This is a genomic window from Chitiniphilus purpureus (genome assembly GCF_025642115.1).
Classification (GTDB): Bacteria; Pseudomonadota; Gammaproteobacteria; order Burkholderiales; family Chitinibacteraceae; genus Chitiniphilus; species Chitiniphilus purpureus.
Genome location: NZ_CP106753.1, coordinates 2,832,516 through 2,855,609, shown reverse-complemented (window position 1 = coordinate 2,855,609; position 23,094 = coordinate 2,832,516). Strand labels below are relative to the sequence as shown.

General features: G+C 63.9%; 23 protein-coding genes. 21 read left to right on the top strand and 2 right to left on the bottom strand.

Features of this window, described 5'->3' with window-relative positions; all coding sequences use genetic code 11:
- Window positions 1–58 precede the first annotated feature (58 nt).
- The gene (locus tag N8I74_RS13160) at window positions 59–736 is read right to left on the bottom strand and encodes an SPOR domain-containing protein (protein WP_263123558.1); all 678 of its coding nucleotides are present in this window, start codon (window positions 734–736) and stop codon (window positions 59–61) included.
- A 174-nt stretch (window positions 737–910) separates the two neighbouring features.
- On the opposite strand from N8I74_RS13160, the gene ndk reads away from it, so the two are divergent.
- From ndk to N8I74_RS13080, 16 genes are all read left to right on the top strand, one after another.
- On the top strand, window positions 911–1,336 hold the full coding sequence (ndk, locus tag N8I74_RS13155; protein ID WP_263123557.1) for a nucleoside-diphosphate kinase: 426 nt from the start codon (window positions 911–913) through the stop codon (window positions 1,334–1,336).
- A 43-nt stretch (window positions 1,337–1,379) separates the two neighbouring features.
- The gene (rlmN, locus tag N8I74_RS13150) at window positions 1,380–2,501 is read left to right on the top strand and encodes a 23S rRNA (adenine(2503)-C(2))-methyltransferase RlmN (RefSeq protein WP_263123556.1); all 1,122 of its coding nucleotides are present in this window, start codon (window positions 1,380–1,382) and stop codon (window positions 2,499–2,501) included.
- 10 nt (window positions 2,502–2,511) lie between these two features.
- Window positions 2,512–3,258, top strand: coding sequence for a type IV pilus biogenesis/stability protein PilW (pilW, locus tag N8I74_RS13145; RefSeq protein WP_263123555.1), 747 nt, complete (start codon window positions 2,512–2,514; stop codon window positions 3,256–3,258).
- Window positions 3,259–3,305: 47 nt separating this feature from the next.
- A complete protein-coding gene (locus tag N8I74_RS13140) occupies window positions 3,306–4,121 on the top strand; it encodes a helix-turn-helix domain-containing protein (protein ID WP_263123554.1) in 816 nt (271 codons plus the stop codon).
- A gap of 6 nt (window positions 4,122–4,127) precedes the next feature.
- A complete protein-coding gene (gene ispG, locus N8I74_RS13135) occupies window positions 4,128–5,399 on the top strand; it encodes a flavodoxin-dependent (E)-4-hydroxy-3-methylbut-2-enyl-diphosphate synthase (RefSeq protein ID WP_263123553.1) in 1,272 nt (423 codons plus the stop codon).
- Between the two features lie 6 nt (window positions 5,400–5,405).
- Window positions 5,406–6,668: a histidine--tRNA ligase gene (gene hisS / locus N8I74_RS13130; protein ID WP_263123552.1), complete on the top strand. Its 1,263-nt coding sequence runs from the start codon at window positions 5,406–5,408 to the stop codon at window positions 6,666–6,668.
- Between the two features lie 45 nt (window positions 6,669–6,713).
- Entirely contained in the window at window positions 6,714–7,346 is a 633-nt protein-coding gene (locus N8I74_RS13125) for a YfgM family protein (protein ID WP_263123551.1), read from the top strand.
- A gap of 1 nt (window position 7,347) precedes the next feature.
- Complete coding sequence (gene bamB, locus N8I74_RS13120; protein ID WP_263123550.1) at window positions 7,348–8,505, top strand: outer membrane protein assembly factor BamB; 1,158 nt, start codon at window positions 7,348–7,350, stop codon at window positions 8,503–8,505.
- A 3-nt stretch (window positions 8,506–8,508) separates the two neighbouring features.
- Complete coding sequence (gene der, locus N8I74_RS13115) at window positions 8,509–9,876, top strand: ribosome biogenesis GTPase Der (protein WP_263123549.1); 1,368 nt, start codon at window positions 8,509–8,511, stop codon at window positions 9,874–9,876.
- A gap of 106 nt (window positions 9,877–9,982) precedes the next feature.
- Entirely contained in the window at window positions 9,983–10,237 is a 255-nt protein-coding gene (gene hfq, locus N8I74_RS13110) for an RNA chaperone Hfq (RefSeq protein WP_136772337.1), read from the top strand.
- Window positions 10,238–10,318: 81 nt separating this feature from the next.
- The gene (hflX, locus tag N8I74_RS13105; RefSeq protein WP_263123548.1) at window positions 10,319–11,431 is read left to right on the top strand and encodes a GTPase HflX; all 1,113 of its coding nucleotides are present in this window, start codon (window positions 10,319–10,321) and stop codon (window positions 11,429–11,431) included.
- Window positions 11,428–12,588 (top strand): FtsH protease activity modulator HflK, encoded by a 1,161-nt coding sequence (gene hflK / locus N8I74_RS13100; protein WP_263123547.1) that lies wholly within the window; start codon window positions 11,428–11,430, stop codon window positions 12,586–12,588. Before hflX ends, hflK begins: the two co-directional genes overlap by 4 nt.
- 13 nt (window positions 12,589–12,601) lie before the next feature.
- Window positions 12,602–13,477, top strand: a complete 876-nt coding sequence (hflC, locus tag N8I74_RS13095; protein WP_263123546.1) for a protease modulator HflC — start codon at window positions 12,602–12,604, stop codon at window positions 13,475–13,477.
- Window positions 13,474–13,659 (top strand): DUF2065 domain-containing protein, encoded by a 186-nt coding sequence (locus N8I74_RS13090; RefSeq protein ID WP_263123545.1) that lies wholly within the window; start codon window positions 13,474–13,476, stop codon window positions 13,657–13,659. Before hflC ends, N8I74_RS13090 begins: the two co-directional genes overlap by 4 nt.
- A 68-nt stretch (window positions 13,660–13,727) precedes the next feature.
- Window positions 13,728–14,873, top strand: a complete 1,146-nt coding sequence (locus N8I74_RS13085) for an ATP phosphoribosyltransferase regulatory subunit (protein ID WP_263123544.1) — start codon at window positions 13,728–13,730, stop codon at window positions 14,871–14,873.
- An 86-nt stretch (window positions 14,874–14,959) separates the two neighbouring features.
- Window positions 14,960–16,255, top strand: a complete 1,296-nt coding sequence (locus N8I74_RS13080) for an adenylosuccinate synthase (RefSeq protein ID WP_263123543.1) — start codon at window positions 14,960–14,962, stop codon at window positions 16,253–16,255.
- 107 nt (window positions 16,256–16,362) lie between these two features.
- Here N8I74_RS13080 and N8I74_RS19360 read toward each other — a convergent pair whose 3' ends face one another.
- Window positions 16,363–17,538, bottom strand: a complete 1,176-nt coding sequence (locus tag N8I74_RS19360; protein WP_308445858.1) for a glycoside hydrolase family 19 protein — start codon at window positions 17,536–17,538, stop codon at window positions 16,363–16,365.
- Window positions 17,539–17,981: 443 nt separating this feature from the next.
- On the opposite strand from N8I74_RS19360, the gene N8I74_RS13065 reads away from it, so the two are divergent.
- The 5 genes from N8I74_RS13065 to N8I74_RS13045 all read left to right on the top strand — a co-directional run bounded on the left by N8I74_RS13065 (window position 17,982) and on the right by N8I74_RS13045 (window position 23,043).
- Window positions 17,982–18,143, top strand: a complete 162-nt coding sequence (locus tag N8I74_RS13065; RefSeq protein WP_263123542.1) for a hypothetical protein — start codon at window positions 17,982–17,984, stop codon at window positions 18,141–18,143.
- Window positions 18,144–18,355: 212 nt separating this feature from the next.
- Entirely contained in the window at window positions 18,356–18,679 is a 324-nt protein-coding gene (locus N8I74_RS13060; protein ID WP_263123541.1) for a hypothetical protein, read from the top strand.
- Window positions 18,680–18,854: 175 nt separating this feature from the next.
- A complete protein-coding gene (locus N8I74_RS13055; RefSeq protein WP_408611818.1) occupies window positions 18,855–21,020 on the top strand; it encodes a type I secretion system permease/ATPase in 2,166 nt (721 codons plus the stop codon).
- Window positions 21,017–22,432: an HlyD family type I secretion periplasmic adaptor subunit gene (locus N8I74_RS13050; RefSeq protein WP_263123539.1), complete on the top strand. Its 1,416-nt coding sequence runs from the start codon at window positions 21,017–21,019 to the stop codon at window positions 22,430–22,432. Before N8I74_RS13055 ends, N8I74_RS13050 begins: the two co-directional genes overlap by 4 nt.
- The gene (locus N8I74_RS13045) at window positions 22,429–23,043 is read left to right on the top strand and encodes a response regulator transcription factor (protein ID WP_263123538.1); all 615 of its coding nucleotides are present in this window, start codon (window positions 22,429–22,431) and stop codon (window positions 23,041–23,043) included. The genes N8I74_RS13050 and N8I74_RS13045 overlap by 4 nt, the downstream gene beginning before the upstream one ends.
- Window positions 23,044–23,094: the final 51 nt, after the last annotated feature.

The window sequence follows — 23,094 nt, the reverse complement described above, 5'->3', positions numbered from 1 at the left end:
GGCAGGCCGGGCCCCACCACGTGCCACCGCTGTCCGGCCTGATGGCCCGGGTAGCGCGCTATTCGTTGCGACGGACCGGTTCGATGCCCAGTTCGCGTAGCTTGCGGCTCGCCGCATCCGCTTCGGCCTTGTTCTTGAACGGACCGAGCTGCACCCGGGTTTCGAGATAGGCGGGCACGCCGGCCCGTTGCAGCTGGCGCAGCAGCTTCTCCGCATTGTCGGCGTGCAGGAACACACCGGCCTGGACTGTGTAATGCTCCGTCCGCTCCACCGGCTGGGCCGCCGTCGGCGCAACCGGTTGTGGTGCCTGCATGGTCGGCCGGTCTGCCCGGGAAGGCACCGCGGTGGCGGGGCGGGGCGAGGGCAGCGGCGTGGCCACAGCGCCGGTGGCCTGCACCGGCGTTGTTGTGGCCGGCGCTGCCGTCACCGTGCTGGCCGTCGGGGAGGGCGTCGCAGCCGGACTGGATGCCGGCGTGCCGATGGCCGCGGGCGCGCTGGCTTGCGCGGTGGGAGGGGTGCGGATCGGGATTGCCGGTCTGTTGGTCGGCACAGCCGGGGCGATGCGGGGCTGTGTACCGGTGACCGTGACAGGAGAGGATGCGGGCCGGTCGAGCAGATAGATGCCGGCCAGGATGATGACGATGAGCCCGGCGGCGATCCCCAGCCGCCAGAAAACCTGTTCCCGCAGCCGATGTTGCTCGGCTTCCCGCAGTAGCGGATCCTGTCCTTCGCTCATCTGCCGCGCCGCACCAAGTTTGTTATAATGTTTGGCTATTTTGGGCCAAGTGTACCGCGCGGTACGCTGCAGCCCGAACCCAACGAGGCTAGCCGAGTCCGCTCGTTGCTGCAAACCATTTCTTTTGTTTCTTCGCGTTTATCCTCAGAACCGTAACGCCTTTTTGGAGTCAACATGGCTATTGAACGCACCTTGTCGATCGTAAAACCCGATGCTGTTGCAAAGAATGTGATCGGCAAGATCTATGACCGTTTCGAATCGGCCGGCCTGAAAGTGGTCGCCGCCCGGATGAAGCAGTTGTCCCGCACTGAAGCCGAGGGCTTCTACGCAGTGCACAAGGAGCGTCCGTTCTTCAAGGATCTGGTCGATTTCATGGTGTCCGGTCCGGTGATGATTCAGGTGCTCGAAGGCGAGAACGCGGTCCTCAGGAACCGTGAACTGATGGGTGCCACCGATCCGAAGAAGGCTGACCAGGGCACCATTCGCGCCGATTTCGCCGATTCGATCGATGCCAATGCCGTCCACGGTTCGGACAGCGCCGAGAATGCCGCGATCGAGATCGCCTATTTCTTCGCGGCCAGCGAAGTCTACGGCCGCTGATGGAGGCCGCCCGTTGACCGGGCGGATTCCGGGAGTATCACGAATGTCTGTCAATCTGCTTGATTACGATGCCCAGGCGCTGACCGGCCTGATGGCGCAATACGGCGAAAAGCCGTTCCGCGCCAAGCAGCTGCTGAAGTGGGTCCATCAGCGCGGTGTATCGGATTTCGAGCAGATGACCGATATCGCCAAGTCGCTGCGCGCCAGGCTGCAGGGCACGGCCGAGGTCAAGGCACCGGGCGTGCTGGCCGAGCATGTCGCCAGCGACGGCACCACCAAATGGCTGCTCGATGTCGGCGTGGGCAACGGTATCGAGACCGTGTTCATCCCCGAGGACGACCGCGGCACGCTATGCGTCTCCAGCCAGGTGGGTTGTGCCCTCGACTGCTCGTTCTGTTCCACCGCCAAGCAAGGCTTCAACCGCAATCTGTCGGTCGGCGAGATCATTGGGCAGCTATGGTGGGCCAACCGGCGGCTTTCGCTGGAGCAGGCCCGGCTGGGGACGCCTGCCAATGAAGACAGCCGTATCGTCTCCAACGTGGTGATGATGGGCATGGGCGAGCCGCTCGCCAATTTCGACAATGTGGTCGCCGCACTCAAGCTGATGCTGGATGACAACGCCTACGGCCTGTCCCGGCGGCGCGTCACCCTGTCCACTTCGGGATTGGTGCCGGCGATGGATCGGTTGCGGGAGGCCTGTCCGGTGGCGTTGGCGGTAAGCCTGCACGCCCCCAACGATGCCCTGCGCGACCAGATCGTGCCGATCAACAAGAAATATCCGCTCAATGAACTGCTGGCCGCGTGCCGGCGCTACCTGGAAAAGGCGCCACGGGATTTCATCACCTTCGAGTACGTGATGCTCGATGGGGTCAATGACCAGCCCGAACATGCCCGGCAACTGGCGGCGCTGCTGCGCGACGTGCCGTGCAAGCTCAACCTGATCCCGTTCAACCCCTTCCCCAACTCGGGGTACAACCGTTCGTCCCGCGATGCTATTCTCGCCTTTCGCGACCTTCTGATCGAGGCGGGATACATCGTCACGGTACGCAAGACGCGCGGCGATGACATCGACGCCGCCTGTGGCCAGCTGGCGGGGCAGGTCAAGGATCGCACACGGCGCACGCAGCGGGCGGACAACGTGCAGCCGATCACTTTCCGTGATTGAGGGGAAAAGCATGCGAAAGTACGGCGTGGCCTTCTGGCTGCTACTGGGTCTTTGCCTCGGCGCTGTGCCCGGGGTGCAGGCAGTGCAGGCCAACGATGCCGCGGTGCTGCGCACCCAGCTTGCTGCCGGTTATTTCCAGCGCGGCCAGTACGGTGTGGCCATCGACGAGGCCAAGCGGGCTCTGGCGGTCAATCCCAAATATGCCGAAGCCTACAATGTCCTCGGGCTCATCTATGCCGAGCTGAAGGAAGAGGGCAAGGCGCGCGACCATTTCCTGAAGGCGCTTTCGCTTTCACCGGACAACCCCGATATCAACCACAACTACGGCTGGTTCCTGTGCGAACGGGCCCAGTACGAGGAAGGCATTCTCTATTACCTGAATGCGCTGAAGAATCCGCTTTACGCGAATCCGGACAAGACGCTGGTGAATGCGGGGCAATGCGCATTGAAATCGGGCAAGCCGCAGGCGGCGCAGGACTATTTCGAACGTGCGCTGCGTTATCGGCAGGACAATCTGCAGGCCAGGCTCTGGCTGGTCGAACTGGGGCTCAAGCTGGGCGATCCGGTGCTGGCCAAGCGGTATTACGCCGAGCTGCAAAAGCGTCTGCCTGAAAGCGCTGAATCGCTGTGGCTGGGCGTGCGCGTGGCGCGCATGGCCGCAGACCAGGAAACCGAAACCCGCCTTGCCGCGCAACTGCGTCGGCAGTTTCCCGAATCGGTGGAAGCCCTCAAGCTCAAAGAGGGCAAGTACGAGTGATCCAGGGATGCAAACCGGCGTGAGCGCCGGAGTGGAAAACGGACAGAATGACCGACCAACAAACCGAATCGACGATCAGCCAAGGCGTAGGACCGCGTCTGAAGGCCCGGCGCGAGCAGATGGGCCTGGCGATCGATCAGGTTGCCAACCAGCTCAAGCTTGCCAGAAAGCAGATCGAGGCGATCGAGGCCGACCACTACGAGACGCTGCCCGGCAATACCTTTGCACGGGGCTTCGTGCGCAACTACGCCAAGCTGCTGGAGCTGGAGGCTGCGCCGCTGCTGGCCGACCTTGAGGGCCTGCTGCCCACCGAACGCATCCAGTCGGCATTGCCCTCGGTGCGCGAGGAGGAAGGGTTCAGCCTGGAGCATGCCGGGCGCGGCAACACCGCCTGGCCGGCGCTGCTGGTCGGGATCGTCGCCTTTCTGGCGGTGTTCGGCGGCGTGTGGTGGTATCTGCAGCAGCCCGCCAGTCCTCAGCTGGATGTGCCCAACGCCACGCTGGAGCTGCCCGAAGCGCCGCAGACGCATGCCGCAAGCATGGCCGTCGAGCCTGCTGCCTCGGCACCGGCCGCGTCGGCGCCGCAGCTCACCGTGGCCAGCACACCTGCTGCACAAGCCGCTTCCCAGGCCGAGTTGCGCCTCTCTGCATTGGCTGAATCGTGGGTGCAGATCACCGATGCCGACGGCAAGCGCGTGCTCTCCGAGGTATTGCCGGCCGGTGCCGAGCGCAACGTCGCGGGCAGGGCGCCTTATCGCGTCAAGATCGGCAACGCCCCACAAACCCGCCTCTACCTACGCGGCAAACCCGTCGATCTTGCGCCTTACACCAAGGTCAACGTCGCCGCTTTCGAATTGAAGTAGCCCCCGATGACGACTGATTTTCTTGTGCGGCGCCGCACCCGGCAGGTGCGACTGGGCCATGTCTGGATCGGCAGCGATCACCCGGTGCTGGTGCAGTCGATGACCAATACCGATACCGCCGATGCCGAGGCCACTGCCCGCCAGGTGTTCGAACTGTGGCGCGCAGGCTCCGAGGCGGTGCGTATCACCGTCAACAGTGCCGAAGCGGCCGCCGCGGTGCCGGTCATCAAGGAGAAGCTGGAGAACTGGGGTTGCAAGGTGCCCCTGATCGGCGACTTCCATTTCAACGGCGACCGGTTGCTGCGGGACTATCCCGAGTGTGCGATCGCGCTCGCCAAGTACCGGATCAACCCCGGCAATGTCGGCAAGGGCAGCAAGCGCGACGAGAAGTTCGCCTTCATGATCGAAAAGGCGATCGAGCACGACAAGGTGGTGCGCATCGGCGTCAACTGGGGATCGCTCGACCAGAGCATGGCCAGCCGGCTGATGGACGAGAATGCCAAGCTCGCCAGGCCCTTGCCGGTCGAGATGGTCATGCGCGAGGCACTGATCCGCTCCGCACTCGACTCGGCCGAACAGGCGATCGGCTGGGGCCTGTCGCCCGACCGCATCGTGCTGTCGTGCAAGGTGTCGCATGTGCAGGATCTGATCGCGGTCTACCGTGATCTGGCTGCCCGCTGTGACTACCCGCTGCACCTGGGGCTGACCGAGGCCGGCATGGGATCGAAGGGCATCGTGGCCTCGTCCGCGGCGCTGGCGGTGCTGCTGCAGGAAGGACTGGGTGACACCGTCCGTATCTCGCTCACACCCGAGCCGGGCGGCGATCGTACCAAGGAAGTCGTGGTGGCGCAGGAGCTGTTGCAAAGCATGGGTCTGCGCAGCTTCACCCCGATGGTGATCGCCTGTCCCGGGTGCGGGCGGACCACCTCGACGGTCTTCCAGGAGCTGGCGCGGGATATCCAGGAATTCCTGCGCGAACAGATGCCGGTCTGGCGCAATCAATATCCGGGGGTGGAAAACCTCAAGGTGGCGGTGATGGGCTGCGTCGTGAACGGCCCGGGCGAATCCAAGCTCGCCGATATCGGCATCAGCCTGCCCGGCACCGGCGAAGTGCCGGTGTGTCCGGTCTATGTGGACGGTGAAAAGACGGTGACGCTCAAGGGCGATCAGGTCGCCAGCGAGTTCCAGGCCATCGTCGAGCATTATGTGAGCACACGCTATGGCGAGGGCGGCGCCAAGCGGGCCGACAACAAGATCATTCCGCTCAAGGCAATCTGACTATCCATGGCTGACAAATTCCAAAGCATCAAGGGCTTCTACGACATCCTGCCCGGCCAGACCGCGTTGTGGCAGAAGCTGGAGCGCACTGCCGCCGACGTGCTGGCACTGTACGGCTACCGCTATATCCACCTGCCCCTGGTCGAACCCACCGGGCTGTATGTGCGTGGTGTGGGCGAGACGACCGATATCGTCGAAAAGGAAATGTATTCCTGGGTCGACGCACTGAACGGCGATAGGCTGACGCTGCGCCCGGAAGGTACGGCAGGCTGCGTGCGTGCCGTGGTCGAGCACAGCCTGACCTACAACGGTCCGCAGCGCCTGTGGTATGCCGGCCCGATGTTCCGGCACGAGAACGTGCAGAAGGGCCGGCAGCGCCAATTCCACCAGGTGGGCGCAGAGGCATTCGGCTTGGACGGCCCTGATGTCGATGCCGAGCAGATGGTGATGCTGGCGCGCCTGTGGCGCAGCCTGGGGTTGTCGGATGTGGCGCTGCAGCTCAACACCATCGGCGATGCTGCGGAGCGTGCGGCCTACCGCCAGACACTGATCACCTATTTCGAAAGGCACGCCGCGCTCCTGGACGAGGATGCTAGGCGGCGCCTGCACAGCAACCCACTGCGCATTCTGGACAGCAAGAATCCGGTGATGCAGGAGCTGATCGAGAATGCGCCCAAGTTGTTCGAGACCCTGGGGCCGCAGACCCGTGCGCATTACGACGGGGTCTGCCAATACCTGAGCGATGCCGGCGTGGCCTATCACTTCAATCCGCGCCTCGTACGCGGGCTGGACTACTACAACCGCACCGTGTTCGAGTGGGTCACCACCAGGCTCGGCAGCCAAGGCACCATTGCCGGTGGCGGCCGTTACGATGCACTGGTCGAGACCCTGGGCGGCAAGCCGACGCCGGCCTGTGGTTTTGGCATGGGCATGGAGCGTGTCTTCCTGCTGCTGCAGGAATACGGTGTGACGGCGTCCGATGCACCCGAGGTCTACGTGGTCAACCTGGGCGAAGCCGCGCAGCGGCTTGCCCCGCAGGTGGCGGAACAACTGCGTGACGCAGGCATCGCCGTGGCGGTGCATGCCGGTGGCGGCAGCTTCAAGTCCCAGTTCAAGAAGGCCGATGCGAGCGGTGCGCGCTTTGCCGTGGTGCTGGGCGACGAGGAGGCGGCGGCAGGCACGGCCAACCTCAAGATGCTCGTCGGGGCGGGCGCAGGTGAACAGTGCACTGTGCCGGTGGCCGAACTTGCGGTACGAATTCGGGCATAATCAGCGGCTTGCGTGTAGCGGAAACTGAATCAGGAAAACAACAAGATGGCATTCGACCTTCAGGAACAGGAACAGATCGCCCAGTTCAAGGCGTGGTGGCAAAGCTGGGGCAAATATCTCACTGGCCTTGCCGTGGCCGGTTTGGTGGCATTCGCCGGTTGGCAAGGCTGGAACAGATACCAGCAGCACCAGGCTGAGGCGGCCGCTGCGATCTACGCCCAGGTCGAGGCGGGTGCGCTCGCCGGCGATACGGCCAAGGCGCGCAGCGAGGCCGACCGGCTCAAGCAGGAGTACGCCGGTACCGCCCATGCACCGCGTGCCGCGCTGCTTGCCGCCAAGATCAGCGTGGACAAGGGAGAGGTCGATCAGGCCCAGGCCCAGCTGCGCTGGGTGGCGGCCCAGGCCAAGGAAACGGATCTGCGTGATGCGGCGCGCCTGCGGCTGGCCGCAGTACAGCTGGATCAAAAGCAGTTCGACGCCGCGCTGACCACGCTCAACGCCGCCGAATCGACCGGCATGGCGGGCCTCGTGGCCGAAATGCGCGGCGACGTGCTGGTGGAGAAGGGCGATGCCAAGGGCGCGGAGCAGGCGTACCAACAGGCACTGAGCAAGCTGCCCAAGGATGCGCCCAACCTGCAGTTCGTCCAGATCAAACTCGATGCGCTCAAGAAGGGTTGACATGCCGTTATTGACGATGGGCCGCCTCACGCCGGTACTGCGCGGCGCAGCGCTCGCAATGCTAGCTGGTGTACTGGTCGCTTGCGGTTCGACCAGCAACCAGCCCGAACCCTCGCCGCGCCCGCAGGTGGCCGATCAGATCGGTGCCCGTGTGCTGTGGCGAGCTTCGGCCGGTGGCAAGACCGATTTTCGTTTCCTGCCGGCCCAGGCCGGCGACCGGCTGATCGTGGCCGGTGCCCCGGCGCAACTGGCCGCACTCGATCTGGCCACCGGTGCACAGCGCTGGCAGGTCGAACTGGAACAGCCCATTGCCGGTGGCGTCGGGGCGGGCGAGGGCACCATTGCGGTCGGTTCGCTCAAGGGCCGCGTCTATGCCTACAGCTATGATGGTGCCCCGCTGTGGCAGATCCAGGTTTCCAGCGAAGTGATCGCGCCGCCGCTCGTGGGCGGCAGTATCGTCGTGGTGCGGACCGCCGATGGCCGCATCACCGGTTTCTCGGCGGCGGACGGGGCGCGCAAGTGGCAGTTCCAGCGCCAGATGCCGGCACTGGTCCTGCGCAACTTTGCGCCGATGGTGGTCAACGATGGCACGGTGTTCGTCGGCATGGCCGGTGGGCGCATGGTGGCGTTGCGGCTTGCCGACGGCAGCGTGTTGTGGGACAGCCCGGTGGCCCAACCCCGTGGTGCCACCGAACTTGAACGTATCGCCGACGTGGTCGCCCCCCCGGTGCTGGGCGAGGGCCTTGTCTGCGCGGTGGCGTATCAGGGCCGGGTCGGCTGCCTGGATCAGCGCAACGGCACCCCGGTCTGGTCGCGCGAAGCGTCCAGCTATGCCGGTGTCGCGCTTGACAGCGACCAGCTCTATCTGGTCGACGACCTGGGGCATGTCAGCGCGCTGGATCGTAACAGTGGGCGCAGCATGTGGCGTCAGGACAAGCTCGCTGCACGGCGTGTCGGCGCGCCTGCCCGGATCGGTGAGGTACTCGCGGTCGGTGATCTGGAGGGGTATGTGCATTTCCTGTCGCGCGAGGACGGCCGGTTCGTCGGACAGCTGTCCACCGATGGCAGCCGGGTGGCCGCAGTGCCGCAGGTGATCGGTGAACGGCTGATCGTACAGACCCAGGCGGGCAATGTGTTCGCAATCGGCATCGGGCAGTAGCTCATGAAACCGACGATTGCCCTGGTTGGCCGCCCCAATGTCGGCAAATCCACTCTGTTCAACCGCCTTACCAAGACCCGCGATGCCCTGGTGGCCGATCAGCCGGGGCTTACCCGTGATCGCCACTATGGACACGGCAAGGTCGGCGGCAAGCCTTATTTCGTGGTCGATACCGGTGGCTTCGAGCCGGTGGTCGATGAAGGCATCATGGTCGAGATGGCCCGCCAGACGTTACAGGCGGTCGATGAGGCCGATGCCGTGATCTTCATCGTCGATGGCCGGGTCGGCGTCACGCCGCAGGACAAACTGATTGCCCAACACCTGCGTCAGGTGGGTCGCCCGGTCTGGGTGGCCGTCAACAAGGCCGAGGGCATGAATCAGGCAGTGGTCACGGCCGACTTTTACGAGCTGGGGCTGGAGACGCCGGTGGCCGTCTCCGCCTCGCACGGCGAAGGCGTGCGCGAACTGCTGCACGAAGTGCTGTCGCGTTTCGACGACGTCGAGGACGAGCCGGCCCAGGATCACCCCAAGTTCGCGGTGGTCGGCCGGCCCAATGTCGGCAAGAGCACGCTGGTCAACGCCATCCTTGGCGAGGAACGGGTCATTGCCTTTGACCAGCCTGGCACCACGCGGGACTCGATCTTCATCGATTTCGAGCGCAATCAGGCGCATTACACGATCATCGATACCGCCGGCGTGCGGCGGCGTGGCAAGATCAACGAGACCATCGAGAAGTTCTCGGTGATCAAGACCATGCAGGCGGTGGAAAGCGCCAATGTGGCAGTGCTGGTGCTCGATGCCATGCAGGAGGTCTCCGACCAGGATGCACGGCTGGCGAGCTTCATCCTTGAAACCGGCAGGGCGCTGGTCGTGGCGATCAACAAGTGGGAGGCCGCGTCGGCCGAGCAGCGCGACCGGATCAAGCGCGAGATCGCCCGCAAGCTTGCCTTTCTTGAATTTGCCAAGTTCCATTACATCTCGGCGTTGTCCGGCCACGGGGTCGGCGATCTCTTCAAATCGATCGATGCCGCCTATGCCGCGGCCATGATCAAGATCCCGACACCCAAATTGACGAGGGTGTTGCAGCTGGCGGTCGAGCGGCAACAACCGCCGTTGTCGGGCAAGGTGCGCCCCAAGTTACGCTACGCCCACCAGGGGGGCACCAATCCTCCGGTCATCGTGGTGCACGGCAATGCGTTGGAGCAGGTGCCGGCAGCTTACTGGCGCTATCTGGAACATACGTTCATCAAGACCTTCAAACTGCAGGGCACACCATTGCGGGTGCAGTACAAATTGGGCGCCAACCCCTACGCCAGCGACGATCGCCCGGGAAGCAAGCCCAACCCGCGGACCAAGCTGCGCGGGGCGTAAATACGCACCATTGGTGGCTGGTAGGTTTTATACTATAAGCGTAAGATGCTGCAAAAGGCTCGATTAAGATAGCTTTTCACCATAACAACGCATCGGAGAACAACTAATGAGCGCCAAGGGGCAAATGCTGCAAGACCCGTTCCTCAATATCCTGCGTAAGGAACACGTCCCTGTTTATATCTATCTGGTCAATGGCATCAAACTGCAAGGTCAAATCGAATCGTTTGATCAATATGTGGTGTTGCTGCGCAACAATGTGACGCAGATGGTATACAAGCACGCGATCTCGACCGTGGTACCTTCGCGCCCAGTCAGCATTCCGCACGAGCAGCCCCCGGCTGCGCCTGCCGCTGAAGCGTGAGTTCGCGCAACGACGTTGCGGCCCCGGAAGACGTGATCTTCCGGGGTCTTCTCATTTGGCACTCCTCGACATCGGTTTTGCATGTTTGAACGCCATCAGGGCGGCGACACAGCCATCCTTGTCTGCCTGGATTTCGGGGAGCCCGATTACCGCGATGGGCTGGAAGAGTTCGTACAGCTTGTCCAGTCGGCCGGGGTCGATCCGCAGGCGGTGATCGAAGGCAAGCGCTCGCGGCCCGATCCTGCCTACTTTGCGGGTACCGGCAAGGTTGAAGAGATCGCCGCCGCTGTTCGTGCCAACGATGTCCCCCTGGTGATCTTCAATCACCTGCTCTCGCCCGCGCAGGAGCGCAATCTGGAGCGGGCATTGTCATGCCGGGTGATCGACCGCACCACGCTGATCCTGGACATCTTTGCCCAACGTGCCCGTACCGCTGAAGGCAAGCTGCAGGTCGAGCTGGCTCAGCTTGCCCATATCCAGACGCGCCTGGTGCGCGGCTGGACCCACCTGGAGCGGCAGAAGGGGGGGATCGGCTTGCGCGGCCCGGGCGAAACCCAGTTGGAAACCGACCGCCGCCTGATCGGCGCACGGGTGAAGCGGCTCAAGGACCAGCTGGCGACCGTACAGCGCCAACGCGCGACCCAGCGCCGGGCCCGCGAACGCAGCGGCCAGTTCACCATCTCCATCGTGGGCTATACCAATGCTGGCAAGTCGACGCTGTTCAACACGTTGAACAAGGCCAAGAGCTACACCGCCGACCAGCTGTTCGCTACGCTGGATACCACGTCACGCAAACTGTTCCTCGATGAAACGCATTCGGTGGTGATCTCCGATACCGTGGGGTTCATCAGGCAATTGCCCCATACGCTGGTCGCGGCATTCCGCGCCACGCTGGAAGAAACAATCCACGCTGATTTGCTGTTGCATGTGGTGGACATCAATCATCCATTGCGGGATATGCAGATCGGCGAAGTGAACAAGGTATTGACCGAGATCGGTGCGGAACGCATCACGCAACTGATGGTCTGGAACAAGATCGACCTGAAGGGGCTGCCGGCGGATGTCGAGCGGGACGAGTATGGTAGGATTCGCGCCGTTCGCGTCAGTGCGATCAACGCAGAAGGCTTGGATCTGCTGCGCGGTGCCATGGTCGAGGCAATGAGCAAAAACACCGAGGAAAACACCAATCCATGAGCCAGAACGACCCGCAATGGGGCGGCCGCCGCAATGACGGCCCACCTGACTTGGACGAAATCATCCGCAGAGCCAGCCAGCGGCTCTCGCGCTTCTTTGGCGGCAATCGCCCCTCGTCGCCAGGCCGCGGCCCTGCCGGTTCCGCCGGCCTGATCGCCATCGTCGGCGTGGTGCTGGTGCTGTGGGGCGCGTCGGGGCTGTATGTGGTGGACGAGCGGGAAAATGCCGTCATCCTGCGTTTCGGCCGCTATGTGAACACCGTCGAGAATTCGGGCCTGCACTGGCATGTGCCCTGGCCGATCGAGCGGCGTGAGATCGTCAACATGACCGAGATCCGCAGCCTGGAAGTCGGGGTGCAGGGCAGCACCTCCACGTCGGACGAGGCCATGATGCTGACCGGAGACCAGAATCTGATCGAAGTGCAGCTCGAAGTGCAGTACACCCTCAATTCCGCGAAGGATTATGTATTCAACAACCGCGTGCTCGATCCCAGTGGGCGGGACATGATCGTCAAGCCCGCGGCGGAGACCGCGATCCGCGAGGTCGTGGGCAAGAGCAAGGTCGACTACGTGCTCAATGAAGGCCGCGGCCAGATCGCCGAGGAAACCAGGGCGTTGATGCAGGAGCTGCTCGACCGCTATGGCGCGGGGGTCTCGATCGCCCGGGTGAACATCTCCGACGTGCAGCCGCCTGAACAGGTGCAGGCTTCGTTTGCCGATGCGGTCAAGGCCCGGCAGGACCGGCAGCGTCTGGTCAACGAAGGCCGTGCCTACGCCAACGACGTGATCCCGAAGGCCGAAGGGGCTGCCGCGCGGCTTCTGGAAGAGGCCGAGGGTTACAAGCAGCGGGTGGTCGCGCAGGCCGAGGGGGATACCGCGCGCTTCAAGGCGGTGGCCGCCGAGTACACCAAGGCGCCCCAAGTAACCCGTGACCGGATGTACCTCGAAACCATGCAGCAGATCTTCCAGAGCACCACCAAGGTGCTGGTTGACCAGAAAGCGGGCAGCCTGCTCTACCTGCCGCTCGACAAACTGATCCAGCAGACCGGGGCGGAGACGCCGGCGAGTCCCGCGCAGCCGGCTCCAGGCGCAGCGCCCGTGAGCACTGCACCTGCCGATACGTCGTCGCCTGAGCGCGGCGAGCGCTTCGGTCGCTAAGGAGGAGGACGAGATGAATCGCATTCTGCCGACGCTCGCCGTCATCCTGATCGGCCTCTTTGTACTGAGCCTGTCGTTCTTCACCGTCGATCAGCGCCAGTTCGCCGTGGTATTCCAGTTTTCCGAGGCACGTCGCGTGCTGTCCGAGCCGGGCTTTCATTTCAAGATCCCGCTGCTGCAGGAAGTGCGCTATTTCGACAAACGCATCCAGACCATCGACGAGAATATCCCGGCCCGTATCCAGACCATCGAAAAGATGAATGTCCGGGCCGACAGCTACATCAAGTGGCGCATCGTCGATGTGGGCCGTTACTACAAGGCGGTCGGCACCGATCAGCGCAAGGCGGTCGACAGGCTGCGCAACACCGTGAACAACATGTTGCGCGATGAATTCGGCAAGCGCACGGTGCAGGACGTCATCTCCGGCAAGCGCGACGAGGTGATGGATCGGGTGCGCAAAGTGGCCGACGTGGATGCATCGCGCATCGGCGTGCGTGTGATCGATGTCCGGATCAAGCGGGTGGAGCTGGAAGACAGCACCCTGACCTCGGTCTACGAGCGGATGCAGTCCGAGCGCAAGGCGGTGGCGAACCAGCTGCGCGCGCAGGGTGCGGCCGAGGCCGAGAAGATCAAGGCCGATGCCGACCGGCAGCGTGAAGTGACCCTGGCCAATGCCTACAACAAGGCCCAGCAGCTCAAGGGTGAGGGGGACGGACGCGCCGCAGCCATCTATGGCACCACCTACGGTGCGCATCCGGAGTTCTATGCGTTTTACAAGAGCCTTGATGCCTACAAGGAAAGCTTTCGCAAGAAGAGCGATCTGCTGGTGGTCGACCCGAGCGCCGAGTTCTTCAAGTACATGAAGAATTCGCGGGCGGGCAGCAAGTGAGCGAGACATTCGCGCTGGCGGTGGCGCTGGTCATGGTGCTGGAGGGCATTCTGCCGTTTGCCGCGCCCCATCTGTGGAAACGCAGCATGGGGCGGGCAGCTGGGTTGCACAGCAACCATGTGCGCTTGTTCGGCTTTCTCTCCCTGATGGCTGGCCTGCTGCTCGCACTCGCCGTACACTAACTCCTTTTCCGGTTTCCAAGCGCCCGGCGGTGCATCGCACCGACGGGCCTTTGTTTGAAAGACACCTGATGCGCAACTGGATACTGCCGCAGAACATTTCCGATGTCCTGCCCCGTGAAGCACGCCAGATCGAGGCGATGCGGCGCAGCATGCTCGATCTGTTCGCCCGTTACGGCTACGAATTCGTGATGCCCCCGCTGGTCGAGTATGTGGAGTCCTTGTTCCTCCACGACGACCCCGCGCTCAACCTCAAGACCTTCAAGCTGGTGGACGAGCTGACCGGCCGGCAGATGGGGCTGCGTGCCGACATCACCCCACAGGTGGCACGCATCGACGCACACATCCTCAACCGCAAGGGCGTTGCGCGGCTGTGCTACGCCGGATCGGTGGTGAACACCCGGCCGGACGGCATCCTGTCCACGCGTGAGCCGCGGCAGATCGGGGCCGAGTTGTATGGTTGCGCCGGCATTGCGGCAGACGTGGAAGTCATCGAGCTGATGTTCGAGAGCATGGCGCTCGCCGGTTTGCAGCAGGTGAGCCTGGACATCGGCCACATCGGTCTGTTCCATGCTTTGGCGGACGCGGCCGCATTGACGGGCGAGGCACGCGAGCAGGTGTTCGCGGCGCTGCAGCAAAAGGATCTGCCGACGTTGCAGCAGACCACCGCCGCGCTGGCGGCGCCCATCCGCCAGGGGCTGACCGCGCTGCCGACGCTTTACGGCGCCAACGACGTGCTGACCCGGGCGCGTACCGTGCTGCCGGCGTTGCCGGCAATCACAGCGGCACTCGATGCACTTGAGGAACTGGAAGGTGCACTCAAGGCCCGCGCCATCCCGGTCCGGTTCGACCTGGCCGAGGTCAAGAGCAGCGACTACCACACCGGCCTGGTGTTTGCCGCCTACGCACCGGGCTTTGCCAATGCCATTGCACGCGGCGGGCGCTACGACAGCGTGGGCGAGAAGTTCGGCCGCTCGCGCCCGGCCACCGGCTTCAGCCTGGATCTGCGTGAGCTGACCCGGTTGCCGTTTCCGGCTGCACGACCGGCGATCCTGGCACCCTGCGGGGAGGCGCCGGCATTGCTGGATGCCATACGTGCATTGCGTGGGCAGGGCGAGACTGTGATCGTCGACCTGGGCGTGGATTGCGAGGAGGCGAATTGTGACAGGCGATTGGCGCTGAGAGACGGGCAATGGCAGGTCATACCGCTCGTCTGAGCACGGCAGTACTGTTTTGACGGATGACGGTGCGGGTGCGATGCTGCGCCCGCGCTCGCTTTGATTGGTTTTGAAAGAGGATTTCCATGAGCAGAAACGTGGTCGTGATCGGAACCCAATGGGGTGACGAAGGCAAAGGCAAGATCGTGGATTGGCTGACCGATCACGCTCAAGGGGTGGTGCGCTTCCAGGGCGGCCACAACGCCGGTCACACGCTGGTCGTCGGTGGCAAGAAGACCGTGCTGCGGCTGATCCCGTCGGGCATCCTGCATGCCGGCAAGGCATGCTTCATCGGCAACGGCGTCGTGATCTCGCCCGAGGCGCTGCTCAAGGAGATCGACGAGCTCAATCTGGCCGGGATCGATGTGGCAAACCGGCTGCGCATCTCCGAAGCATGCCCGCTGATCCTGCCGTACCACATTGCCATCGATCAGGCGCGTGAGGCGGCCAAGGGTGACAAGAAGATCGGCACCACCGGCCGCGGTATTGGCCCTGCGTATGAAGACAAGGTGGCGCGCCGCTCGATCCGGCTGCAGGACCTGTACCACCCTGAGCGTTTTGCCTCCAAGCTGTTGGAGAACCTGGATTGGTATAACTTCACGCTCAAGCATTACTTCAAGGCTGAGACGCTGGAGTTCCAGCAGGTCCATGACCAGACCCTGGCGTTCGCCGAACGCATCCGGCCCATGGTGGCCGATGTGTCGCGCACGCTATACGACATGAACAAGGCCGGCCAGCCGCTGCTGTTCGAAGGCGCGCAGGGCACCTTGCTCGACGTCGACCACGGCACCTATCCGTTCGTCACCTCGTCCAACTGTGTGGCCGGAGCGGCGGCGCCGGGCGCCGGTGTCGCGCCGCAGATGCTGCAGTACGTACTCGGCATCGTGAAGGCCTATACCACGCGTGTCGGCTCCGGTCCGTTCCCGACCGAACTGTTTGACGAGGTGGGCGCCGGGCTTGCCAAGCGCGGCAATGAGTTCGGCTCGGTCACCGGCCGGCCGCGCCGCTGCGGCTGGTTCGACGCCGCGGCGCTCAAGCGCTCCATCCAGATCAACGGGGTTTCCGGTCTGTGCGTCACCAAGCTGGACGTGATGGACGGCATCCAGACCATCAACCTGTGTACCGGCTATCTGCTCGACGGCAAACTTACCGACATCCTGCCGATCGGCGCCGAGGAGATCGCGCGCTGCGAGCCGGTGTATGAGGAAATGCCGGGCTGGCAGGACTCCACGGTCGGTGTGAAGCGCTACGAGGATCTGCCCGCCAACGCGCAGGCCTACCTGAAGCGGATCGAGCAGATCTGCGAAGCGCCTGTCGATATCATCTCGACCGGCCCGGACCGCGAAGAGACCATCGTGCTGCGTCACCCATACCTGAGCTGAGCATCCGTCTGCGCGGTTGCGGTTCTGTTGTGGTCCCACTCAGCAAAAACCCGCCATCCTGCGATGGCGGGTTTTTGCTGTATGCAACGGGCATGCGTCGCAAAGGATCAGCAGCTCAGGTTGTTGCCGCTGGTCACCCCCAGGATCTGGGTGAAGTTCAGATAGGCGTTCACCCGGCTCTGGACCTGCGCCGGATTGCGGCCGTTGCACTCCAGGGCACCATTGATGCTGCGGATCGTTTCACCGAATCCCGAACCGTTCACGATCGCATTGTGCGGTGTCATTGTGCCTGGGCCACTTTGCGTCATCCAATACCAGATCGCAGTTTTCCAGGCCACGGCCGGATCGCGCGCCACCAGGTCCGGATCGGCCAGCAGTGGCAGGCCAAGCGCAGCGCCAGCGGCGCCGTAGTTGAAGTTCCAACTGAGCTGGATGGGGCCGCGCCCGTAATATTGCTTGCCCGGGGCGCAGGCGTAGACGCTGTTCGGGTCGCAATAGTGCGGCCAGTTCGCCTGGTTCTGCTCCACCACATAGACCAGCCCGCCGGTCTCATGATTGATGTTGGCAAGGAATGCTGCCGCTTCCTGCCGCTTGGTGGTATCGCTGCCGGTATTGGCGAACCCCGGATAGGCTGACAAGGCCGCAACCAGCCCGGAATAGGTGTAGAAGCTGTTGCGGTTGGGGAACATGCGGTTGAAGTCTGCTTCCGAGACGACGAAACCGCCTGGGGAAGGCGTCGGGGTCGGTCCTGGCACAGGAGTCGGCGTCGGGCCGGGCGTGCCGCTGCAGCTCACCTGCTTCCAGACGCCCCAGCTGCCCGATTGGGCCGGGTTGTCGCCTTGGGTCCACCATTTTGCCTCGTAGGCGGTGCCGTTGTAGCTGATGCGCTGACCACCGCTATAGGAGGCACCGGCACTCCAGGTCGGGTAGCCGCAGGTGCCGCCGGGGGAGGGCGATACCGGTGTCGGGGCCGGTGTGGGGTTGGGACCGGGGGTCGGACCCGGCACGGGAGTGGGGGTAGGCGCGGGCGAAGGGGTGCCGGCGCCGACGGCCTGCCACAATGTCGGGGTGGCGGCCGGATTCCAGTTGGTGCCGACAAAGGACGAATGTGTGACCCGTGCCTGGTAATCCTGGCCGTTGTAGGTCACCACCGTGCCTGCGTTATAGGTCACCCCTTCCTGCCAGGCAGGGGCGGCGAAAGCAGTCAGGCATGCGCTGCTCAACAGCGCAGCCATCAATGCCGCAGGCCAGCGGCTGCGGCGATGCGAAATAGGTCTAGCCACGATTCGTTCTCCATCCTTGTTGTCGATCCGCCGCCGTCGAATGCGGCGTGGGGTGGCGGCTTGTCAAATGCCGCCACCGTGGCCAAGGATCATGACCCTTTTGGCCCATTGTCAATCTGTGCATTGTGGCGTGGCGCCGGTACCGCGTGCTGTCAAACCCAATCACAGCGCTGATCTTCTCGCTTGGCCACGACAGATGGCGCCGACGAAACCTGGCAATCAGCCGGATGAAGGGAGCGGGGTTCCCCCGCGCTGGAAAAGCCACGCGCCAACGTGTCACCGCCCCCCATTGTTCCGACGTGCTGTGCCCAGTCCACCTGTTCGCCATCCAGGATGGCTGCCGTTGGTCGACTCTCCACAAGCAAGGTGGGCGCGCATTGGTGCGCCACGTTCTAAACACAAGGCCAATGATCAGCCGTTGGAGCATCGCAATGGATCGGGACATGGACAATCCACAAACTGGGGCGACCCCTGAAGAGCGCCGGGTCGGCGATCGCCGGCAGCAGTTCGATCAGGAGGATGCCTATTGGCGCTGGATGAACATGCTGCTCAACGGCAACGAGCGCCGCACCGGCCAGGATCGGCGGAGCGACCCGTCCAGCTGACGCCCGGGGCCTTACGCCGCAGTCCGCCGTATTGCCGCCATGGGCAGGCATGCCATTCCGCTGCACGCCACAGGCCGCCGTGTCGGCGCGGCCTGGCCCGGTCTCGCAGGCTGCTGTGTCCTGGCATGGGGCTCGCCACAGCCACCATCCTGCTGCGCGGTGCGCATCCGCGCATGATAGATTGACGCAAATCGAAGGAGCCGGAAGATCCCATGCCTTATGTCCGCCGCAACAGCGATGGTCGTATCGTGGCCTTGTTCGAACATCAGGAACATCCCGCTCAGGAGTTCCTGTCGCAAGGCAGCCCGGAGGTACTCGGCTTTCTCGGTGTTGCGGGCGGCGGCGATGCCTTCAGCGCGCTCGACAACGATTTTGTCCGGGTGATCGAAGACCTGATCGATGTACTGATGCAGAAGAACCTGCTCGCGCTCACCGATCTGCCGGCCGAGGCGCAGGTCAAGTTGCTGGCGCGGCGTCGGCTGCGTCAGGACCTGAAAGGCCCGAGCATCCTGCTCGATGACAACGACGTAATCTGAATTTCCACTTGCTTTCCTTGAGAAGCAAACCGAATCTGCCTGTATCAGCGGCATCGGGTCCCGCCCGGGCCTGAAGGGTGCGAAAGCTGGTTTGACGCGGCTTGGCAGCATTCGCTATCTTGCATCTACAGCTTGCCGCTTTTGCTGACACTCCCTTCTTGTGCGACCTGAGCTGATGAACAGCGCGTCTTCCATGAGCAACGAACCATCTGGCTGGCAATTGGGCGGACGACAAGGCCATGTCGACCCTTTGCTAGATTGCCTCGCGGAAATCACTCGGATCCATGGTTCGCCTTGGACGCGTGAGGCCCTGTCTGCAGGCTTGCCTTTGTCCAACAACAAAATGACGCCTACATTGGTGCCCCGCGCGGCCGCCCGCGCCGGCTATACCGCCAAGGTGGCACGCCGCCGTCTGGCGCAGCTGCCGCAGCAGCTGATGCCCGTCATCCTGTTGCTGGATAACCGCGATGCCTGCCTGCTGCTGGAGCATTTGCCGCAGGACCGGGTCAGGGTACGGTTTCCGGAGAGCGGCGAGGCTGGCGAGGAAATGAGCCGGCATGAGCTGGAAGCCCGTTACAGCGGGATCGCCATCTTCGTCCGTCCACGTTTTCGCTTCGAGGCGCGGGCGCCCGAGCTTGGACAGATCCGGCAGCGACACTGGTTCTGGGCGGTGGTATTGCAGAATTGGCGGCTGTATCGCGATACGCTGCTGGCCGCCTTGCTGATCAACGTCTTTGCGCTGGCCTTGCCGCTGTTCTCGATGAATGTGTACGACCGTGTGGTGCCGAACCATGCGTTCGAAACGCTCTGGGTGCTTGCACTCGGGGCGCTGCTGGTGCTGGGCTTCGATTTTGCGCTGCGCACGGTGCGCGGCTACATCGTCGATGTGGCGTCCAAACGGGTCGACGTACAGTTGTCGGCACTGATCATGGAGCGCGTGCTCGGCATCCGGATGGACCACCGTCCGGCCTCGGTCGGGGCGTTTGCCGCCAACCTGCGCGCATTCGAGTCGGTGCGCGATTTCATCGCATCCGCATCGGTGACGACGCTGATCGATCTGCCCTTTGTGCTGGTGTTCCTGCTGGTACTGATCTGGTTGTCGCCATGGTTCCTGTTGCCGCCACTGATCGGCATCGCGCTTATCGTGCTGTTCACGCTGCTTGCACAGAGCAAGATGCACGAGCTGGTGGAGCTGACCCAGCGTGCCGCGTCGCAGCGCAATGCCACGCTGGTGGAGGGCCTGGTCGGCATAGAGACCATCAAGGCCATGTGCGCCGAGAGCCGTTTCCAGCGTCGCTGGGAGCAGGCCACCATCTTCCTGGCGCAGATCGGTGCACGGCTCAGGCTGCTGTCGACCACGACGGTCAATTTCGCGCTCTTGATCCAGCAGGCCGTCAACGTGGCCACCCTCATCGCCGGTGTCTATCTGCTGGCCGATGCCCAGGTCACCATGGGGGGCATCATCGCCGCGGCGATGCTCACCGGACGAGCGCTTGCGCCGCTGGGACAGGTGGCCGGGGTGATGATGCAATACCAGAATGCGCGCACCGCGCTCGCTGGGCTGGAGTCGCAGATGACCCTGCCGGTGGAATTGCCGCCGGACAGCAACTTCCTGCACCGGCCCCGGCTCGCGGGCGAGATCGAGTTCCAGAACGTGAGTTTCGGCTACGACGAGCTGCCGGTGCTCAAGCGGGTCTCGTTCCGGCTCAAACCGGGGGAGCGCGTCGGCATCATCGGGCGGGTGGGTTCGGGCAAATCCACCATCGAGAAGCTGTTGCTGGGGCTTTACCATCCGACCGAGGGGGCGGTCCTGGTCGACGGTATCGATACCCGGCAGATCTATCCCGCCGAGCTGCGCCACGCCATCGGCTACGTGCCGCAGGACCCGCTGCTCTTCTATGGCACGCTGCGCGAGAACATCACGCTTGGCGCGCCTTTCGCCGATGATGCCATGATCCTTGCCGCCGCCGCCGTGGCAGGGGTCAAGGAGTTCGCCGACGCGCACCCGCGCGGCTTCGACATGCCGGTGGGTGAGCGGGGCGAATCGCTGTCCGGCGGACAGCGCCAGGCGGTGGCGATCGCGCGTGCGCTGGTCAACGATCCGCCGATGATCGTGCTCGATGAACCCACCAGCTCGATGGACCATCAGTCCGAGGAACGTCTCAAGTCGCAGTTGAAAACGCTGTTGCCGGGCAAGACCGTGCTGCTGGTCACCCATCGCACCTCGCTGCTCGATCTGGTCGACCGGCTGATCGTGCTCGACCGGGGGCAGGTTGTCGCGGATGGCCCCAAGGCGCTGGTCATCCAGGCGCTGCAGCAAGGACAGGTGGGGCGCGCATGAGCAATCAAGCCAGACCGGTCCGCTGGTGGCGTCGCGCATGGTGGCGGGTGACCGCACGCAGCTCCGCCTGGTTCGACCGTTACCTGTTCGCCGGCGAACGGCAAGATCCCATCGGCGACATCGATTTCATCGCCGAGGGCGATTGGGCCATCCTGGAGCAGAACCCGCGCGGTGCGCGCATCCTGGTATGGCTGGCCGCCGGCAGCCTGCTGGCACTGCTGCTGTGGGCGGGGTTGGCCGAGGTCGATGAAGTGACGCGCGGCGAGGGCAAGGTCATCCCGTCGCGCCAGGTGCAGGTGATACAAAGCCTGGATGGCGGCATCGTGCAACGCATCCTGGTGCGCGAAGGGCAGCAGGTCCAGACCGGGCAGTTGCTGCTGAAGATCGATCCGACACGCTTTGTCTCTTCGCTCAAGGAAAACCAGGCCCAATATCTCGCACTCAAGGCCAAGGCGGCACGGCTGGAGGCGCTGGCGAGCGGCCGGCCGTTCGTGGTGCCCGGGGAAGTGAGTGCCCGGGCACCGGCACTCTTGGAGCAGGAGCGTCTGCTGTACCAGTCGCGCCTTGCCGAACTGGATGCCTCGCTGGGTGTGGCGCGCCAGCAGCTGGCGCAGCGCAGCCAGGAAATGAACGAGGTACGGGCGCGGCGCGACCAGGCGGCCCAGAGCTTTGCCCTGACCCAGCAGGAGCTGGAGGCCACCCGGCCGCTGCTGCGCAGCGGCGCGGTCTCCGATGTCGAAGTATTGCGGCTGGAGCGCGATGTCGCCCGCTATCGGGGCGAGCGTGACGCAGCCGCGGCGCAGTTGCCGCGCATCCAGGCAGCCATTGCCGAAGCGGGTCGCAAGCAGCAGGAGGTGGAGCTGGCGTTCCGCAACCAGGCAAGCAGCGAGCTTTCCGAAACGCTGGGCAAGCTGGCCAGTCTGTCCGAAGGCAGCGTGGCGCTGGCCGATCGCGTCAAGCAGTCCGAAGTGCGCTCCCCGGTGCGCGGTACGGTCAAGCAGTTGCTGGTCAATACCGTGGGCGGTGTGGTGCAGCCGGGCAAGGAAGTGATCGAAATCGTGCCGGCGGACGATGCCCTGCTGCTCGAAGCGCGGATCCAGCCGCGCGACATCGCTTTCCTGCGGCCGGGGCAGGCGGCGCTGGTGAAGTTCACCGCGTATGACTTCTCGACCTACGGCGGGCTTGAAGCCAAGTTGGAGCATATCTCGGCCGATACCGTGACCGACGACAAGGGCAACGCGTTCTATGTCGTCAAGGTGCGTACCAAGTCCAGCTACCTGGGGGATGCCAAGCGTCCCATCATCCCCGGCATGGTGGCGGAAGTGGATATCCTGACCGGCAAGAAGACCATCCTCTCCTACCTGCTCAAGCCGGTATTGCGGGCCAAGGCCAACGCGTTGACCGAACGATGAGTACCCTGCTGCTGCTCACCCACGATCGGGCGTTGGCCGCGTACTGGGCGCAGATCTCGGTCGGGCTTGCGCCGGTGGCGGCCGGAACGTCGGCGGCATTGGTCACGCTGCCGCCACGCAGTGTGGCGTTGTGTGATCTGGCGCTGCCCGGTCTGCCGCCGTTGTCCGATCCCGCTTGGCTTGGCTGGAGCCGTACCCACACGCTGGTGGCCGCCAGCACCGTGCCCGATGCGTCCGAGCATGTGGCTGCGCTCGCTGCAGGCTGCCGTGGCTACGCACACGCCTATGCGCCGCTTGCCGACTGGCACCGTGTCCTGGAAACGGTACTCAACGGTGGATTCTGGATCGGTCAGGAGGTCATGCAGCAGCTGCTCGGCGGGCTGCAACGCACGTTGCCACACACATCGGCCACCCCAGGCTGGCAAGCACGATTGTCCGAGCGTGAACAGGAAGTGGCGCGCCTGGCGGCACGTGGCGAGCCCAGCAAACTGATCGCTCGGCAGCTCGGCATCACCGAGCGCACCGTCAAAGCCCACCTGAGCGCCATCTTTGCCAAATTGGGCGTGGCCGACCGGCTGCAGCTGGCGCTGTTGGTCAACGGCGCCGGCTGAGCGCGACCTGTACCTTGGTACAATAGATTTTGCTGATATACACCGTCATGC

Coding starts and splice junctions, on each gene's coding strand:
- pilW (WP_263123555.1), top strand. CDS start 2,512: ATGCGAAAGTACGGCGTGGCCTTCTGGCTGCTACTGGGTCTTTGCCTC.
- N8I74_RS13055 (WP_408611818.1), top strand. CDS start 18,855: ATGAACAGCGCGTCTTCCATGAGCAACGAACCATCTGGCTGGCAATTG.
- N8I74_RS13085 (WP_263123544.1), top strand. CDS start 13,728: ATGCGCAACTGGATACTGCCGCAGAACATTTCCGATGTCCTGCCCCGT.
- hflC (WP_263123546.1), top strand. CDS start 12,602: ATGAATCGCATTCTGCCGACGCTCGCCGTCATCCTGATCGGCCTCTTT.
- bamB (WP_263123550.1), top strand. CDS start 7,348: ATGCCGTTATTGACGATGGGCCGCCTCACGCCGGTACTGCGCGGCGCA.
- ispG (WP_263123553.1), top strand. CDS start 4,128: ATGACGACTGATTTTCTTGTGCGGCGCCGCACCCGGCAGGTGCGACTG.
- N8I74_RS13065 (WP_263123542.1), top strand. CDS start 17,982: ATGGACAATCCACAAACTGGGGCGACCCCTGAAGAGCGCCGGGTCGGC.
- N8I74_RS13125 (WP_263123551.1), top strand. CDS start 6,714: ATGGCATTCGACCTTCAGGAACAGGAACAGATCGCCCAGTTCAAGGCG.
- der (WP_263123549.1), top strand. CDS start 8,509: ATGAAACCGACGATTGCCCTGGTTGGCCGCCCCAATGTCGGCAAATCC.
- ndk (WP_263123557.1), top strand. CDS start 911: ATGGCTATTGAACGCACCTTGTCGATCGTAAAACCCGATGCTGTTGCA.
- hfq (WP_136772337.1), top strand. CDS start 9,983: ATGAGCGCCAAGGGGCAAATGCTGCAAGACCCGTTCCTCAATATCCTG.
- N8I74_RS13050 (WP_263123539.1), top strand. CDS start 21,017: ATGAGCAATCAAGCCAGACCGGTCCGCTGGTGGCGTCGCGCATGGTGG.
- hflX (WP_263123548.1), top strand. CDS start 10,319: ATGTTTGAACGCCATCAGGGCGGCGACACAGCCATCCTTGTCTGCCTG.
- hflK (WP_263123547.1), top strand. CDS start 11,428: ATGAGCCAGAACGACCCGCAATGGGGCGGCCGCCGCAATGACGGCCCA.
- N8I74_RS13080 (WP_263123543.1), top strand. CDS start 14,960: ATGAGCAGAAACGTGGTCGTGATCGGAACCCAATGGGGTGACGAAGGC.
- N8I74_RS13060 (WP_263123541.1), top strand. CDS start 18,356: ATGCCTTATGTCCGCCGCAACAGCGATGGTCGTATCGTGGCCTTGTTC.
- rlmN (WP_263123556.1), top strand. CDS start 1,380: ATGTCTGTCAATCTGCTTGATTACGATGCCCAGGCGCTGACCGGCCTG.
- N8I74_RS13140 (WP_263123554.1), top strand. CDS start 3,306: ATGACCGACCAACAAACCGAATCGACGATCAGCCAAGGCGTAGGACCG.
- N8I74_RS13045 (WP_263123538.1), top strand. CDS start 22,429: ATGAGTACCCTGCTGCTGCTCACCCACGATCGGGCGTTGGCCGCGTAC.
- hisS (WP_263123552.1), top strand. CDS start 5,406: ATGGCTGACAAATTCCAAAGCATCAAGGGCTTCTACGACATCCTGCCC.
- N8I74_RS13160 (WP_263123558.1), bottom strand. CDS start 736: ATGAGCGAAGGACAGGATCCGCTACTGCGGGAAGCCGAGCAACATCGG.